General features: G+C 48.3%; 14 protein-coding genes. 10 read left to right on the plus strand and 4 right to left on the minus strand.

What is annotated here, in order from left to right; all coding sequences use genetic code 11:
• Nucleotides 1–6: 6 nt before the first annotated feature.
• Both Q0986_RS10210 and Q0986_RS10215 read right to left on the minus strand, forming a co-directional pair.
• Nucleotides 7–657, minus strand: a complete 651-nt coding sequence (locus tag Q0986_RS10210) for a hypothetical protein (protein ID WP_299409273.1) — start codon at nucleotides 655–657, stop codon at nucleotides 7–9.
• A complete protein-coding gene (locus tag Q0986_RS10215) occupies nucleotides 614–1102 on the minus strand; it encodes a hypothetical protein (protein WP_299409276.1) in 489 nt (162 codons plus the stop codon). Before Q0986_RS10215 ends, Q0986_RS10210 begins: the two co-directional genes overlap by 44 nt.
• Before the next feature lie 113 nt (nucleotides 1103–1215).
• Between Q0986_RS10215 and Q0986_RS10220 the strand changes: the two genes are divergently transcribed.
• The 4 genes from Q0986_RS10220 to Q0986_RS10235 all read left to right on the plus strand — a co-directional run bounded on the left by Q0986_RS10220 (nucleotide 1216) and on the right by Q0986_RS10235 (nucleotide 3406).
• A complete protein-coding gene (locus tag Q0986_RS10220) occupies nucleotides 1216–1830 on the plus strand; it encodes a TetR/AcrR family transcriptional regulator (RefSeq protein WP_299409279.1) in 615 nt (204 codons plus the stop codon).
• Between the two features lie 275 nt (nucleotides 1831–2105).
• Complete coding sequence (locus Q0986_RS10225) at nucleotides 2106–2432, plus strand: hypothetical protein (RefSeq protein ID WP_299409282.1); 327 nt, start codon at nucleotides 2106–2108, stop codon at nucleotides 2430–2432.
• A 332-nt stretch (nucleotides 2433–2764) separates the two neighbouring features.
• Nucleotides 2765–2995, plus strand: a complete 231-nt coding sequence (locus Q0986_RS10230; RefSeq protein WP_299409285.1) for a hypothetical protein — start codon at nucleotides 2765–2767, stop codon at nucleotides 2993–2995.
• Nucleotides 2996–3406, plus strand: coding sequence for a PIN domain-containing protein (locus Q0986_RS10235; RefSeq protein ID WP_299409289.1), 411 nt, complete (start codon nucleotides 2996–2998; stop codon nucleotides 3404–3406).
• Here the strand turns inward: Q0986_RS10235 and selD are convergent.
• Nucleotides 3355–5658 carry a selenide, water dikinase SelD gene (gene selD / locus Q0986_RS10240; protein ID WP_299409292.1) on the minus strand — a complete coding sequence of 768 codons (2304 nt, stop codon included), beginning with the start codon at nucleotides 5656–5658 and terminating at the stop codon, nucleotides 3355–3357. The genes Q0986_RS10235 and selD overlap by 52 nt on opposite strands.
• Before the next feature lie 332 nt (nucleotides 5659–5990).
• On the opposite strand from selD, the gene Q0986_RS10245 reads away from it, so the two are divergent.
• The 3 genes from Q0986_RS10245 (at nucleotide 5991) to ggt (ending at nucleotide 11415) form a co-directional block, all read left to right on the plus strand.
• On the plus strand, nucleotides 5991–8807 hold the full coding sequence (locus Q0986_RS10245; protein ID WP_299409297.1) for an EAL domain-containing protein: 2817 nt from the start codon (nucleotides 5991–5993) through the stop codon (nucleotides 8805–8807).
• A gap of 381 nt (nucleotides 8808–9188) precedes the next feature.
• Complete coding sequence (locus Q0986_RS10250) at nucleotides 9189–9566, plus strand: phosphomannose isomerase type II C-terminal cupin domain (protein ID WP_299409300.1); 378 nt, start codon at nucleotides 9189–9191, stop codon at nucleotides 9564–9566.
• A gap of 109 nt (nucleotides 9567–9675) precedes the next feature.
• Complete coding sequence (gene ggt, locus Q0986_RS10255; RefSeq protein WP_299409303.1) at nucleotides 9676–11415, plus strand: gamma-glutamyltransferase; 1740 nt, start codon at nucleotides 9676–9678, stop codon at nucleotides 11413–11415.
• Between the two features lie 102 nt (nucleotides 11416–11517).
• Here ggt and Q0986_RS10260 read toward each other — a convergent pair whose 3' ends face one another.
• The gene (locus tag Q0986_RS10260; protein ID WP_299409306.1) at nucleotides 11518–12981 is read right to left on the minus strand and encodes a hypothetical protein; all 1464 of its coding nucleotides are present in this window, start codon (nucleotides 12979–12981) and stop codon (nucleotides 11518–11520) included.
• 297 nt (nucleotides 12982–13278) lie between these two features.
• Here Q0986_RS10260 and Q0986_RS10265 point away from each other — a divergent pair, with 297 nt between their 5' ends.
• The 3 genes from Q0986_RS10265 to gcvH all read left to right on the plus strand — a co-directional run bounded on the left by Q0986_RS10265 (nucleotide 13279) and on the right by gcvH (nucleotide 15850).
• Complete coding sequence (locus Q0986_RS10265; RefSeq protein WP_299409309.1) at nucleotides 13279–14142, plus strand: DUF4344 domain-containing metallopeptidase; 864 nt, start codon at nucleotides 13279–13281, stop codon at nucleotides 14140–14142.
• 136 nt (nucleotides 14143–14278) lie between these two features.
• Nucleotides 14279–15385, plus strand: a complete 1107-nt coding sequence (gene gcvT, locus Q0986_RS10270) for a glycine cleavage system aminomethyltransferase GcvT (RefSeq protein ID WP_299409315.1) — start codon at nucleotides 14279–14281, stop codon at nucleotides 15383–15385.
• A gap of 78 nt (nucleotides 15386–15463) precedes the next feature.
• Complete coding sequence (gene gcvH, locus Q0986_RS10275; RefSeq protein ID WP_299409312.1) at nucleotides 15464–15850, plus strand: glycine cleavage system protein GcvH; 387 nt, start codon at nucleotides 15464–15466, stop codon at nucleotides 15848–15850.
• The last annotated feature ends 212 nt before the right edge of the window (nucleotides 15851–16062 follow it).

Here is a 16062-nt window from a genome sequence, read left to right on the forward strand (position 1 = left end):
ATATCGTCAACTCGTTCGGTTGTCAAAGTTACTGATTTGGTCATTGCCAGACTCTAACCCAATCTGGCGACCGCTTTTAAAAATGGGCGAACCGCAAGCGGTAATGTGATATCGACTCCGAACGGTTTCAATGGGTTGATCCAACCATTGCTGAAACGACCAGTCCGGACTAAATAGATCCTGACTGACCTTCGTCCCTTGGACAAAAGCTTGCATCACTAAATCAGGGATAAAGTTGTTCTGACTCGGCTCCAAAATCCCCAAGGTTGTGAAGTTTAATCCCAAATGGAAATCAAGTATCACTTCAAGTAACAGTTCAAACCCAAACTGAGATTTGCTCATTCCAGCTTCAAACCCTGCCACCGCAATTTCACCCACAGGACTAGTATCCAACCCTGACAAGATATGAATCAGATCGTGGGGGACTAAAATTTCGCTGAAGCTTCCCTTTTCACCAGGCAGAGGAAAGTTGCGATCGCGATAGTACCTAAACAACGCCTTGCCCATTGTGTTTGCCGTTACAGCTTCCAAAGACTGATACCGCTGGGCCACTTGAGAATCGCCAACATACTCCTGGATCGCACTGGCAACCGTCAGCCCTTTTTGCAGCCAATCACCCGGGCAGCAGCTCTGCCAAGGAACGGGCCGTATAGGCAACGAATAACCGACGCAGATGTCCTGCTTGCACCTGTTTAAGACTCTGTAAGGTGTGGGGACGGAGCTGTAAGGCTTGCGCAAACTGATTAACTAGCTCAACCTCGACCTTTTGCACCTGCATGGATAGATATGGCATCAGAATCAGCAGTTGGAGGGCCAGTTGCTGGTGTTTTTGCTCCTGTAAGTCGCGAGCAAAGGTTTCGGGGCCAATTATAGGGAGAGCTGAGATGGCACCCTCCACCTGGAGAAGATGCTTTTGAGTGGCTTGAATCATCTCCTGAGAGAGTGGGTGGAGGTCCTGTTGTCCCTGTAATGTGGCAACTGTTTTCATGCCTGCGAGTAAGGTCGCTGCTTGTGAGTCAGTCCAATGCATTCCTTGGAAGTAGGGCAGGTGAGTGGTCGTCGCGAATGAATCTTGAAGGGTAAGGGTAGTGGAGGAGAGCATAAAGGAACCCTAATAATGACCTGCTTTTATTTTGACCGACTGGTCGGTCAAATGTCAAGCGACGGTGTGAACTAATTTCGGTAGACTACGGTTGGTCCACTAATCCAAACGAGATGAGTCCCAAAATTGTTGATCGAGAAGCAAAGCGGCAGGCGATTCTAGCGGCTGCGATCGCAGTCTTTGCCGAGAAAGGGTATCACTCCACCAAGATGGCCGATATTGCTCAAAGGGCGGAGATGGGTAAGGGGACGCTATACGAATATTTCCGCACCAAGGAGGAACTGCCTAAAACCATTTTTGGCTTGATGCTACAGGAATTTGATCAGCAAATTTTGCAACTTGAGCAGGTCCATTCCGATCCCGTGGATGCCATTCTGGCGGGGATTCAACTGTGTTTTCAGGATATTGATGAATTTGCCCATGTCACCCCCTTGGTCTTTGAGGTTTTGGGCAACAAGGATCTAGATCGGTCGATTGGATTAAGCGAAGATTTTGAACAATGGCTAGAGAGCCTCAATCGATTCTTTCTTGCTCGAATTCAAGAGGGGCAAAGCCAAGGGCAAATTAGTGTGGATCTACCCGCTCCTATCTTTGCCCGGATGTTGGTCAGTACCTTAGACGGGATGGCAACCCATTACTGCATGTTTCACTTTCAACCTGAGTTCTTTACGGCCCAGGTCAATGTATTTTCGGATATGGTGAAGTCTTACTTGGTTACTCCCAAATAAAAGAAACTCAAGCAGATTCCATTTAATGGGGCTTCTGTACCTGAACACTTCATTGAGGCGTTACGATGCAAACTTGTCCATCATCGCTAGCGATCACTAATAATGCAATCGCTATCTCTATTTAGAGGGTGTTTTCGCTAGTTTGGAGATAGCATGCTAAGCGAAAACAGATACCCCCCGCTCAGGGAGATTAGTCATAACACTTTACAGGGGATTTCATAAAGTGGTACGCCAGTAATAAGCGTAAATATTACCCGTAAAAAAGGAAGGGTATTATGACTGCATATAATTGGACATTCCCGGGACTACTCGCAGCGATAGTGGTACTTATATTCTTACTTCGGCGCGTCATCCTGATCGAGCGAGTTGAAACACAGGTCCTAAATGAGGCCAAAAGCAAAATTGCATCTCTAACCCAACAACAAAAGGATTGGCTAGAAAACATCCAAAAGACTCAAGAAAAGCTGGTCATGATGTTTTTGGCGTTGGAAGAGACCAAGAAAGAAGCTGGACTATTGCCGCTGATCGGGGAAGAGGCATCAGACAAGCTTAATCCTAAATTGTGGGCCTCTTCTGCCGAAAAATTGCTTAAAAACACCTAAAACGGTGTGAGTAAGATTGTCTTTGTTTGCTCAAAACTGAATTAACGAATAACGATTGGCTGTTGCTGGGCCTCTAAGCTTGGAGGTGTAGCAACAGCCAATCGTTTAAATCTGCCTATATCCCCTTTCCTTATTACTTTGCGAAGCAAACTACCGAGTGTTTTCTGGGAACGTCCTCCCGAAATGGGAAGCAACACCTAATGGCTCTATACTCCCCTAAACATTGATGTTAGTTAAGCCGCTCAAGATAGGAGATTCGAGATCAATAACTTCGACTCATCTTGCGAATCAAGGTATGATATAGGTGTGATATTCCTTCGTGTAGTGCTGCTATGAAACGAACGATTTATCTGCCTGATGATCTGAATGAACGGATCTCAGATTATCTCCAACAGAACCCACAAGCATCTTTTTCTAGCTTGGTCCAGGATGCGTTAGAGACAAAGTTGGCTTCTAAAGATCTATCCCATGTTTTGAAGTTAGCAGGAATGGTCAAAGACGCACAGGGACCTGCGGTTGCACAACATGCCGAAGATAATGTTGCGCTTGAGAATCATCAATAATTGAAGCAACTTGTTGTAGATGCTGGACCTGTAATTGCCCTCTTTTGGTCAAAAGATCCAGATCATGACATCTGTAAGCAAGGGTTTAATGAGTTGTCAGTTGCTCATACTAGTGTTTTGATGCCCATCCCTATTATTTTTGAGGTTTATAAGTGGTTGCTGTATCGAGTGTCTAGAACAAAGGCTTTACAAGCACTCAATGCCATGGATCTGAGTTTTCATGCCATCCCTATCTCGCTGATGGAGTTAGAGGAGCTAAGGAATTTAGTCCACGCGCTTGACCAATGGAACGGTAGTCTTGAAGATGCCACCATTGCTTTATCTGCTAAGCGATATGACTGTTCTCTATGGACACTCAACTACCGAGACTTGTCTATATTTTCAGGTTTGAATTTCTGGACACCCTCGTAACGAACAGATAGGAGCTTATCGCTTGATTTTTGTTTCTGGAAAAGTATAGTTCTCCCCACGATAGAACCTTGTCCATATCCAAGTTTATGTAAGGCTTTTAGACAACTTTCAGCTTGTTCAATAGGAACAGCCGCTAATAATCCTCCTGAAGTTTGGGGGTCAAACAGGATTGGCCATAGAGGATGTGTCTGAGCTTGGGCTTGATTTTCTACCCCATCTCCAGCTTGCAGATTTTGGGGATAGAGAGAGCTATAAATATTTTGGGCTAGGATATCTGGCACCCCCCGCATTAAGGGAATTGAATCCAGATCGAGTTGGACTTGAACAGAAGAAGACCGCAACATTTCAGATAGGTGACCTAAAAGTCCAAACCCGGTAATGTCTGTGCAAGCCGTCGCTTGATGCGCCAAAAAACATTGGGCCGCCGCTTGGTTCGATCGCAACATCACCTCAATCGCATTATCGATCCAAACATCGCGGGCTTTCTGTCGCATCGCTGCTGCAAATATCAACCCCGAGCCTAGCGGTTTAGTCAGAATCAGAACCTGATCCGGTAGAATGCCCTGCTTAGAGAGGATACGATCTCGACTCACCCACCCATGACAGGACAGACCAAAGGCTAGCTCTGCTCCTTCGGTTGTATGCCCCCCCACCAGCTCAGCTCCTGCTTGCTGCAAGACTTGAGTCGCACCTGAAAGTAAGTGATACAGCGTTTCACCCAGAGCTTTATCCGACCCATAGGGCAGCGTTGCCATCGCTAGCGCCGATTGGGGAGCCGCGCCCATCGCAAATAAATCGCTCAGACTATGGTGGGCCGCGATCTGCCCAAATATAAAGGGGGCATTGATCAGACTGCGAAAGTAATCGAGGGTATGCACCATCACCTGATCCGGCGGCACCTCAACGACAGCAGCATCATCCGCTCTGCCCAAGCCCACTAAAATATCCTGCCGTCGGGGAGGATAGTCTTGGCGTAAGCGCGATAAGGTGTGCTCTAGAACTGAACTGCCCACCTTCGAGCCACAGCCTGCGCACGGTAGCGTCGGCTCTAAAGCTGCTGAAGCTGACGTTGAGTCAGTTCCCATCACAGGCAACTCGCGAAATTGTTCCATAAACTTGCGATCGATGGCATCTTTCCAGCGCCATAACCAGGCTGATTCATTCCCCAAGGGGAGTGCTCCCCAAGACATAATTGCTTTGCGATCGCCCGTGCTAATCAAGCTCAAAAACTTCGATTGGGGCTGATAGATTTGCAGCGATTCCCCTTGCAAGACTCGCCGTAAATTTTCAGCTAAAGGCTTGCCCTGACGGACGGCAAATACTCCAGCCTTGGGGCGGGGAGACCTCACCATTGCCGCAATATCTCCCGCCGCAAAAATATGAGGATGGGACATGGACTGTAAGGTGGGCCGCACCTGAATAAATCCCCGGGCATCGGTGGCGAGACCCGATTGACGCGGCCACGTCGGTGCCGAAGCCCGAGTAACCCAAAAAATAGTGTCGCACGCGACCTGTAAGCCGGACTCACAGAGGACACTGCCTTCTTGTACCTGTAATACCGTTTCTTTTAGGTGTAAACAAATCTCTTTTTCAGTGAGGATCCGTTGAAAGCGATCGCGAATCCGCGCCTGATGGCCTGTCATCACCCGTGCTCCTCGGTGGAATAAATGCAGGGTGAGATTGGATAAGGGCTGACCCGCCGTGGTCAAGATACGCTGGAGCTGATGCTGGATTGTCAGTATCAGCTCTACGCCGCCCGCGCCGCCGCCCACCACACCAATGCGGATCGGGTGCTCAGGATATTGCGTGACGTGCTCAATCACCTGCTGCCATTTCTGTAAGAAAAACCGCCAGGGTTTGACCGGCACGCTATAGTCCAAAACACCAGGAACCTCCGGCAGCTCTGGTGTACTGCCAATATCAATGGACAAGATATCATAACGGACGGGGGGATGGCCTGCACAGAGCACTCGATTCCGGTCTAAATCAAGTCCCGTGGCCTGATCCACATAGAGTTGGGCTTGGGCTGCCGTGGCCAGCAGGCGTAAATCAATATGGCATTCTTCATAGGTGTAGTGGCCGGCCACATGGCCTGGCAGCATCCCCGAATAGGGCGTATTAGACTGTTCACTAATTAGGGTCAGGCGAACACCAGGCAGAGGATGCATGGCAAAGTTGCGGAGTGCGATCGCATGACTATGTCCTCCGCCAATGAGCACCAACTCTTTTTCAATGGGTTGTTGACTCTTCACAAAAACTCAGGCCCCAGAATCGCTGTGTTGATGGTACTCTCTCTAGCCTCAACTGACCTGAAATCCCCCTGAAAATACGATGACTTTCAGTAACAGGAGATGGGTTTCAGTAATTCTTCGGAGCAGTCAAAAAAACTTAAAAATACGCAAAGTGCAGTTAGCACAGCACCATCAGCCCACTTTCCGTAAATTTTCGAATGACAGATAAAAAAATAACGTCAACAATAGTAGACGTCTTGGGGGATTCTATCGAACTTAGCTCTCACTCTTTCCTCAAACCCAAGTCTCAGACATTCTGCAGAGCTAAGAAACGGATGTATTCGAATGTGCTTATGACCAACCTTCATCCATCACTATCCCTGCAAATCGGGGATGCAAGTGGGTTAGAAGCATCCCAAACAGCCCTATGTGACTTGGGAATGGCCATTATTTCAGCTAACGGATATATCCAACAAGTTAACCAAACCTTCTGTGACATTACCAACGTTCCCCTCAATCACCTGATTGGTTACCACTATCAAGAGATTCCACAACTACAGGATTTGGGTGCGTTCGCAGCTCAGTTTCAGCAGCTCTTACAAGGCAAGTTAGACCTGTTTCATGTTGAGACTAGCCATCCTAACGCAGCAGCTCAAGAACTGCCGTGTTTATATACCGTAACCGCTATCTTTGGGGTGGACCCGCAGGCGAGAAGTATTTGTCTCAAAGTTCAATACATTCATCCTGATCAGGACCTACAGAAGGCAACCCTACACCTAAGAGCCATTGCAGCAGAGACGGCCAATGATGGCATCGTTATTTCAGATGCGACTGCTCCTGGATTTCCCATTATTTTTGCCAGCTCTGGATTTTATCAGTTTACGGGATATACCCCAGACGAAGTCATCGGTCAAAACTGCCGCTTTCTACAAGGGGCCAAGACCAATCTCCATACCATTGACAATATTCGTCAGGCCCTTCAAAGCCAGCAGGCCTTTGAGGGGGAAATTCTCAATTATCGAAAAACAGGCCAACTTTTCTGGAATTGGCTGCGAATTAAGCCGCTGACCAATGCTCAAGGTGACGTTCAATTCTTTGTTGGAATTCAGACTGACATTACCCAGCAGAAGCACGCCGAAGTCAAACTGCGCCAATATGAAACGATTTTCAATGCTGCTAGCAGCTATATGTCACTCGTCGATACTCAATATACTTATATTGCAGCCAATTCTCAGTATTTAGAGATCTTTAATAAATCAACCCAGAACATTGCCGGGCAGCACATTGCCGATCTCCATGGTCAGCAGTTCTTTTATGAAAATATTAAACCTGCGTTGGATCAGTGTTTTACCGGAGATAAAGTTCGGAACCAGCACTGGTTTCCCTCCTTAGGGGCGACTCGTTACTTTGATGTTGAGTATGTGCCATTTCGAGATCAGCAAGGCAACATCATTGGCGCAGCCATTTCGGCACGAGATATCACCCTCCTCAAAGAAACAGAAGAGGCCTTGCGGGAAAGTCAACAGCGGTTTCAGGATTTTGCCTCGATTGGTGCTGACTTGTTTTGGGAAACAGATGCTGACTTACGATTTACGTACTTATCCGAACAACATCGCACCCTGGTGGATGCTCCCATTGAAAACTGGATGGGGCGTTCGTTTCTCGACTTCTATTCTGCCGACCAAACAACCGCATGGACCCAACTTACCCAGGCGTTAGACGCTTTGGAACCCTTTGATATTGAGCTGAAGTGCCAACATAAGGGGGGGATCACTCGTATCCTTAGAAGTACGGGAAAACCTGTGTTCAGTCCGCAAGGATTCTTCTGCGGGTACCGAGGGATTGGCCGAGATATTACCGAAGCCCATACCTTGTCTCAACAATTAAAATATCAAGCCACCCATGATGCGTTAACGGGACTTGTTAACCGCCAAGCATTTGAGAATCAGCTCAGCACTATTCTGGATCAAACTCAATCTAGTCAGGATCAACATGCGCTGTGTTTTCTGGATCTCGATCAGTTCAAAATCATCAATGATACCGTTGGCCATTTAGCAGGAGATATCTTACTAGAGCAGGTTGCAGATATATTGCAAACAAATATTCGCCAGACGGATCTTTTAAGTCGTTTGGGCGGAGACGAGTTTGGTTTATTTCTGGAAAACTGTTCCTTAGAAGATGCCCGTGCTGTGACCGAGAAGATTGTGGCCGCAATTTCTCGTTTTCGCTTTGTTTGGGAGGGGCAGCAGTTTAAAGTCGGCGTCAGTATTGGCGTGGTGCCAGTGACTGCCCACACCACTGATTTGGCACAACTGTTTGCGAAGGCTGATGTTGCCTGCTACTCCGCTAAAAACATGGGGCGCAACCGGGTGCATTTTTACCATGCCCAGGCCCAGGATGTGACTGAACATCACTGCAAGCTTATGCAGGTGGCGACTCTTCGCCAAGCACTCGATGAAAGCCGATTCCGTCTTTATTATCAGCCCATTGTGCCGCTCGATATCGAGGCCAATATTCCCACCTGCTATGAAATTTTGCTGCGATTGCAAGATTCACAGGGCAGAATTTTGTCACCTGGCAGTTTTATTCCGGCGGCAGAACGGTATGGTCTGATGTTGGAGGTGGATAAATGGGTGATTCAGAAGGTTCTCCAGAAGCATGGCACCTATTTCCAGAAGCAATCTAATGCCCACATTGCCATTAATTTATCGGGCAGTTCGCTGAATGATGATACTTTGCTGAATTTTGTTCAGGAACAACTCTGTGATTCTCCCCTTTCTCCCCAGAAAATTTGCTTTGAAATTACTGAAACGGCTGCGATTAGCAACTTCAAACAAGCGATTCAGTTTATAGAAAAAATGAAGGAGTTTGGATGTCACTTTGCCTTAGATGACTTTGGTAGTGGATTCTCTTCCTTTTCATATCTCAAGCGTTTCCCTGTCGATTACTTAAAGATTGACGGCAGCTTAGTGCAAGATATGGTGAAAGATACAACCCACCAGGTGATGGTATCCGCCATCAACCAGATTTGCCGATCGATGGGGATAAAAACCATTGCTGAATTTGTTGAGAATGGGGAAACCATTGTTGCCTTAGAAGAAATCGGTGTGGATTATCTACAAGGCTATGCTCTTGGGAAACCCCAGCCGATATTGCCAAAATCAGTGTAATGGGAGCCAGTCTAAAACTTTATATTTATTTTGGCTTTTCTTTCGATTTCCACTAGAACTTAAGAGAACGTTTTAAAAACGCAGATTCAGAAGATTTTTCCACTAGATTGGTGTAAAGAAAAGCCTATATTTTGGGCACCCTAAGAAAGAACCGTTTGCCCTTAGCACAGTCACCCTAATTAGTGCCTTGCGGCACCAATCGGGAGTCGATCACCTTGTGAGCAAGTATTCGTACTTGTTCTAAAAATTCTTGCTAGCCTGGTTCCAAACATTAAGTTTTAGGTTTCAAACTGTGTGCATTTGCACAAGTGACCTGCTCCCTCTCCCCTCCGATTTAGCCTGATCGGTATTGCCGACCTACAGTGTTCAAGAGATAATATAATGCCCAATCTTCAAGCCATTGAAAGCGTTGCTGAGTATACCTATGAAGAAAACTTAGAGCGACGAGATTGGGGGACAGTGAGAATCCTGGATCAAGGCCCAGGTTATAAAATTAAGTGCTTAGAAGTTAAACCTGGGCATGGCCTGGGCTTGCAGCTCCATTATCATCGTAGTGAACATTGGATTGTGGTAGCTGGTATTGCCAAGATGACCTGTGGAGACCAAGAGGTTTTATTAAGTGCCAATCAATCCAGTTACATTCCTCGGTATACGACCCATCGCCTAGAAAATCCAGGAATTGTTCCCCTCACCTTGATTGAAGTGCAAAATGGGGAGTATTTGGAAGAGGATGATATTGTCCGGTTTGAAGAGGTGTGATCAGCTCTTGAGCGCCTGATTCCGGTCTAAAATCAGGATAAGCTTATGAGTACGGCTGAGAGAGGGCATCCTTCCTGTCTTGCCATCAACCCTTCCAAAGCTGGCAACAATGGTGCGACTCAAATTTCAGCCCGTATTATGGGCTGCCGCTTGCTCTAGCCTTTGCTTATCCATCGGTATTTTTATACCTCCCAGTGTGGCAAAGCCGCCTCTGGTCCGAGGCCGCTCGGGTATGGTTACGTCTGCGCATTCAGAGGCGACACGCGTTGGAGTAGAGATCCTGCAACAAGGCGGCAATGCGGTGGATGCTGCTGTGGCAACCGCAATGGCAATCTCGGTGGTTGAGCCCTTTTCTGCAGGAATTGGTGGCGGCGGCTTTCTGCTTTTGCGCATCGGGGAGACCAACCAGATGGTGGCGTTGGACTTTCGAGAACGGGCTCCTCTGAAGGCAAACTCCCAACTGTACTTAGATGCAGAGGGTAAGGTTATCCCTCGGGCCAGTATTGATGGTCATCGAGCGGTCGCGGTTCCTGGTACCGTTGCCGGGCTACAAGCGGTTCATCAAAAATATGGTCGACTGCCTTGGTCAACCTTGCTACAGCCGGCGATTCAGCTGGCTGAGGAGGGATTTATGGTCAGCGATCGCACCACCCGTATCATCGCTCTTCGTCAAGACACCCTAGCGGCGAATTCCGCTGCCAAAGCAATATTCCTCCCCACCGAGCAACCCCTCAAGGTTGGCGACCGTCTCGTCCAGACAGACTTGGCTAAAACTCTGCGCCGGTTGGCCCAGGACCCTCAGACCTTTTATTCAGGGTCGGTGGCCTTGGCCATTGCTGAGGATATGCGGGAAAACAAGGGTTTAATCTCTTTACGTGACTTAAAAACCTACCAACCCACGTGGCGACAGCCCCTATGCGGCGATTTTCGGAAACTACAAGTCTGTTCTATGCCACCACCCTCTTCTGGTGGAGTTCATTTGCTGCAGATGCTGAATTTACTGGCCCAGTGGAATCAGTTTCCAGCTAATGCTGAGCATCCGGATTATTTGCATATGCTGGTGGAAACGATGAAAATTGCCTATGCCGATCGGGCTGAGTATTTAGGCGATGCTGATTTTGTTGAGGTTCCGATTCAGGAATTAACGAGTGTTCCCTATGCCCAGCGACGCTGGCGGCAGATTAACGCGGCCCAAGCTCGCCCCCCGGAACAGGTGAAGGCGGTCGATGCCCAGACTCTGAAGCGGCTTCAGCAAGAGTCTAACGATACCAGTCATCTCAATGTTGTGGATCGCGATCGCAATGCGGTTAGTCTAACCTTTACCCTAAATTTAGGGTTTGGAGCGGGCGTGGTGGTGCCGGGGACAGGGATTGTCCTGAATAATGAGATGGATGATTTTGCCACTGCCCCCGGTGTGCCGAATGCCTTTGGGTTAGTGGGCAATGCGCAGAATGCGATCGCCCCTGCCAAAAAACCCCTGTCCAGCATGACGCCGACGATCGTTACAGAGGCAGGTCAGCTCAGACTGGTTGCGGGTGCCTCTGGGGGAAGTACGATTATCACCACCGTCCTTCAACTGGTTTTGAATGTGTTGGTCTTTGATCAAGATGTTTCCACCGCTATCAATGCCCCCAAAGTCCATCACCAATGGCGGCCCATCCCGCTTCGGGTGGAGGAGCGAGTCCAGTGGCCAAAGCAGACGTTGGCTGAGCTGCAACGGCGGGGGCATTCACTAAAGATGCGATCGCAGTGGGGCAATGCCAACATTGTTGAAGTGACCCCTGATGGAGAACTGCAAGGCACAGCTGATCCGCGAGGAGAAGGGGTGGCCAAGGCAACTTCCTTCTAAAACCATCCATCTGTCTCTTATTCTCTCGGAGCCTGCAACCTTTACTATCCCGTAGACGCGGTGTAGGAGGGAGCTGCCCCCAGAGCCTAAATTGCAGAGGACTTACGAATCAATATTGTCAGACCATGCTTGCGCGATCAGGCGATTGAGCATTTCCCAGGCATCTGCCTTCGATTGCCCAGTATTAGAACGATGGCGTTTCCAGAATTCCTGCCACCAATTGGGGGGTTCCTGTTTAGAGCCGTCATACTCTGTCGGTCGTCCCGTATCGCCCTCGACCACCAAACTGCCCACATAGTCGGCATCCTCATAGACCCGAGCGATTTGTTGGTTAATGTGTTTCATATCCGCTTGAGAAACGACACCATTGCTGGTGGCTTTGTAGAACTGGACCGTCACCCGAACCGGAAAACGCGGATCGCGTTCAATCGCCAAGTTGTCAATTTCAGTAAAGGGACCCTCCACTTCACCATGACCTATGACGGCAGCCTCAACATTACTGCGTTGGGCTTTTGCCGTGGGGGCACTCGCACCGACTGCGCTATCCTCCATCGCTTCAGGTGCAAATAACGGCATGGGTGGCCGTTTCTGTTTGAGAGGGACTTGAATGAGCAGCACCATATTTAAGCCGCGGTCTTCCACCTCTTTAGAGCTGCTGGCCGATGAAGAGGACTGGCCACTACTGACAAAATCGCTGGCCCGCTGGCCCGTCAAACTGGCCCGTTCACCATTTTGGTTAAAGAATAACCGTTGTCCCCAAGTCTGACCTGCAGAGAAAGCATCCCGCTTATTATCAATCACCGTTATGCTAGTCCCTTCTCGGGTTGCCAGAATCGTGAGGACTGCAGGATTATCCGCGTAAGACTGGTAATTGAACAGCACTGGATTGAATTCAGCTTTGCCGCCCTTGGGTATGGGGAGGAAGCTGGCTTGAGCACTGACCAACGCATGGGTATCGCGAGGGGCTAAGAGTGACTTTTGGCGGCCTGTCCAAGAATTGGGTTGATGCAGATACCGTCGTGGGTCTTGCAAAATATCTTTGAGGGCCACTTTGCGTAATTTAGCCCCTTTCTCATTGCCAACTTTGAGGAAAAATCGATCGAGGCGAACATCAGCGGTTTTATCCGAAAAGTTGGGATGTCGGATCACAGGCATGAGATGCAGTCGATTGGACCGAGTCTTTGGATCGCGATGTTGGACTTGAATCGTCATATCGCTGATGTTGGGACCAACGGAGGAGTTTTTGTAGCGTCCGGTATCTTCCCAAGTGACGTTGAGGATATTTAAGCCAAACCGTTTGGCCAGCCGTTGAGCTTTGGAATTGGAGACCATTTGCACCGTTTGGTCAATCACCCGTTGATAGCCATTATCGAAGATCGGGCGGCGGCGGGGCTCAACGACATCATTGCTCTCAACGGGAGCAGATTCTGATTTGGGAGCGATGGGGTTAAACGATTCTTCCTCTGCAATCAAGGTTGGCTTCGTCGCTAGGGCTGAAGACGTCAGCACCATGGATACCGCTAGGGTACTGAAGAGGGTTTGAATGACGGGTAATCGTTTAAACATTAGGATAATCTCGACAACAAGGATGATTTAGATGGATCTCCCCAATGGTGGATGAGTTCCAGTTAGGGCTGTTCATTTCGACTCTAGCCCACCTGTCTTTAGGTTTGACAGGGGTTACTAATTTGGTAACAGCCTTTTTCTATTGTTCCGAAATATCAAAAATCGTAAGTTTTGGGACAAAGATAATGGCGAAGGCAAACCGTGAACTAGAGTGATCTCAAGAGCGATGGATATATCTAGAAATAGATATTGCGCAAGGCATTCATCGTGGTTGATTGATGTGAAGGAGTGCCACGTATGATTCAGTTCTGGAAACCTAAATTCTGGCAATGGGGCGTTGCGATAGGCAGTCTACTATGGGCCACTTCGGGATGTGCAAGTCCTTTCATCCATGCCTCTCCTCAAAACAAGCCGATCAAAGTTGCCCAAGTGTTTCGCCAGAAAATGACTGACCAAGGTGACATTCGGATCATTTATGTGCAGCCGAGGGATGCAAATTTCAACGTTATCTATGAAGCCCTCCAAGATTCCCTAGAATTTTCTGTGCTCCAGGAATCAGATGGATTGATTGCCCAGCTCAATACCAAGTTCGCTTTACCCAGAGACATCACAGTTAGCTTTCAAGAATGTGGCGAAGCGAATGCATTTTATGATCCTGAGCAAGTCAAAATCGAAATGTGTTACGAGCTGCTCAAGCAATATACCGACATTCTGGGAGAAGATAATCAGTCTTCTGAAGCCTATGCAGATGAGGTGATCTACTCTGCTCTGTTCACGTTTTTTCACGAACTCGGTCATGCCTTTGTGGACCAATACCAACTTCCCATTACTGGGCTAGAGGAGAATGTTGTGGATGAGTTCGCCGCGATGATGTTATTAGAGCTGCAAGACGATGATGCAGTCATCGCTGGCATCGAGCAGTTTGATGTGGATGCGGAAGAAGAAGAGCAGCTCCAAGAGCTACCATTTTGGGCCTCTCATGGATTAGGAGCACAGCGTTTTTACACCGTTTCCTGCATTATCTATGGCAGTAATCCTGATAAATTTGCGGACTTTGTCACCAGCGGCGATCTTCCCCAAGAGCGGGCTGACTCTTGTCCCGTAGACTATCAGCGTCGTGAACGAAGCTGGAAGTTTCTTCTGGCTCCCTACCGGAAGTGAGTCTCACCTTGAACGGATGGGTATATCGCTACAACACTGATCTGAACACTAGGTTCATGATATAAATGCGAGGGCTGGTTCGAAGATGGCGCGTTACATCGACGCCAGTCGCCAGCTCAATGCAAGCGTGAACATCATGGCAGACTCCTTGAAACCCACTCCTTTACTAGAGCAACATCAACAGCTCAATGCCCGGATGATGGGCTTTGGGGGCTGGAATATGCCTGTGCAATATGAAGGCATTACCGCTGAGCACCAAAGCGTCCGTCAAAAAGTGGGGATGTTTGATATTTCCCATATGGGCAAGTTCTTGCTCCAGGGGGATAATCTACGGCAAAAATTACAGCCCCTAGTCCCCTCTGACCTTAGTCAGCTTGAACCAGGGCAAGCCAAGTATTCCGTTTTTCTGAATGAGCAGGCGGGTATTATTGATGATCTGATTTTTTACTTTGAAGGGGTCTCAGAATCGGGTGCAGAAATCGGCAAGCTGATTGTTAATGCTTCGACCACGGCCAAAGACAAAGCTTGGTTATTGGACCATGTCTCTGCTGAGGCGATTGGGTTTGAGGATGTTTCCGACTCCCATGTGCTGATTGCGGTGCAAGGACCGGATGCGATCGCAACCCTGCAGCGCTTCACCCCCACCGATCTCACGGCCATTCGCAACTATCGTCATCAGTCTGGAACCATCCTGGAGCAACCCGCCTGGTTTGCCCGCACCGGATATACGGGCGAAGACGGGTTTGAAGTCATGGTTGATCTAGAGACGGGGAAACAGCTTTGGCAAACGCTATTAGAGGCTGGCGTTGTGCCTTGCGGACTGGGTGCCCGCGATACCTTAAGGCTAGAAGCTGCCATGGCCCTGTATGGCCAAGATATTAATGACACCACTACACCTTACGAAGCTGGCTTGGGATGGCTGGTTAACCTGGATCAAGGCGAATTTATTGGCCAGGACACCTTAAAGAAGCAGCAAGCCGATGGCCCATCCCGCAAGTTAGTCGGCTTGGAAATGCAGGGTCGTCATATTGCCCGCCATGACTATCCCGTGCTGGTGGATGATCAAGAAGTGGGCATTGTCACCAGCGGCAGTTTTTCCCCCACCTTGGGGAAAGCCATTGCCCTCGCCTATGTGCCGACGGCTTATGCGAAGTCCGGTTCAGAAGTCACCGTGTTAATCCGCAAGAAGCCCCAACTGGCAACGGTTGTTAAAAAGCCGTTCTATCGGCGACCTAAACCGTAAGATTTGAGGCAAAATATGGTTTGGATGATTCTTCTGAAATCCGACCAACCCCCCCCTTACTGACTGAGGCACCCCATTATGAGTTTTGAATATCCCGACAATTTAAAATATATGGACTCCCATGAATATATTCGCTTGGAGGGAGACGTTGCCACAGTTGGTATTACTGCGTTTGCCATTGATCAGTTAGGGGATATTGTCTTTATCGAATTGCCGGAAGTGGGCGATGAATTATCCCAAGGCGAGACGATGGGAAATATTGAATCCGTTAAAGCGGTAGAAGATATTTATGCTCCTGTGAATGGAACGGTTTTAGAGTGCAATTCTGATATTGCGGATACACCTGAACAGCTGGCAGACGATCCCTATAACAACGGATGGCTGCTCAAAATCAAGGTGAATGAACCGGCTTCTTTAGACAAGGCCATGACGGCAGCGGAGTATCAGGCTAAGGTCGAAGGCTAACCCCGAATTATCTCACAAATCCCTGAGAAAACTTTACGTTTTTTTACAATAAAAAAACCCGCTAATAGGCAAAAAGACGTTTGTTAACTGATTTTTGCTTATCAAAACTTTAAATAAAGTTGAATTCTAATTTGTCTCCAGTTATACTCATTAAGCTTTTGTAACTTTGACTACACTGCGGTATAGCTTAAGGAGGTCTTGGGTTTGGCAAG

The sequence above is a fragment of the Acaryochloris sp. IP29b_bin.148 genome (genome assembly GCF_028285565.1).
Lineage (GTDB): Bacteria > Cyanobacteriota > Cyanobacteriia > Thermosynechococcales > Thermosynechococcaceae > Acaryochloris.

Coding starts and splice junctions, on each gene's coding strand:
- Q0986_RS10215 (WP_299409276.1), bottom strand. CDS start 1,102: ATGCTCTCCTCCACTACCCTTACCCTTCAAGATTCATTCGCGACGACC.
- Q0986_RS10220 (WP_299409279.1), top strand. CDS start 1,216: ATGAGTCCCAAAATTGTTGATCGAGAAGCAAAGCGGCAGGCGATTCTA.
- Q0986_RS10225 (WP_299409282.1), top strand. CDS start 2,106: ATGACTGCATATAATTGGACATTCCCGGGACTACTCGCAGCGATAGTG.
- Q0986_RS10230 (WP_299409285.1), top strand. CDS start 2,765: ATGAAACGAACGATTTATCTGCCTGATGATCTGAATGAACGGATCTCA.
- Q0986_RS10245 (WP_299409297.1), top strand. CDS start 5,991: ATGACCAACCTTCATCCATCACTATCCCTGCAAATCGGGGATGCAAGT.
- Q0986_RS10250 (WP_299409300.1), top strand. CDS start 9,189: ATGCCCAATCTTCAAGCCATTGAAAGCGTTGCTGAGTATACCTATGAA.
- ggt (WP_299409303.1), top strand. CDS start 9,676: ATGGTGCGACTCAAATTTCAGCCCGTATTATGGGCTGCCGCTTGCTCT.
- Q0986_RS10260 (WP_299409306.1), bottom strand. CDS start 12,981: ATGTTTAAACGATTACCCGTCATTCAAACCCTCTTCAGTACCCTAGCG.
- Q0986_RS10265 (WP_299409309.1), top strand. CDS start 13,279: ATGATTCAGTTCTGGAAACCTAAATTCTGGCAATGGGGCGTTGCGATA.
- gcvT (WP_299409315.1), top strand. CDS start 14,279: ATGGCAGACTCCTTGAAACCCACTCCTTTACTAGAGCAACATCAACAG.
- gcvH (WP_299409312.1), top strand. CDS start 15,464: ATGAGTTTTGAATATCCCGACAATTTAAAATATATGGACTCCCATGAA.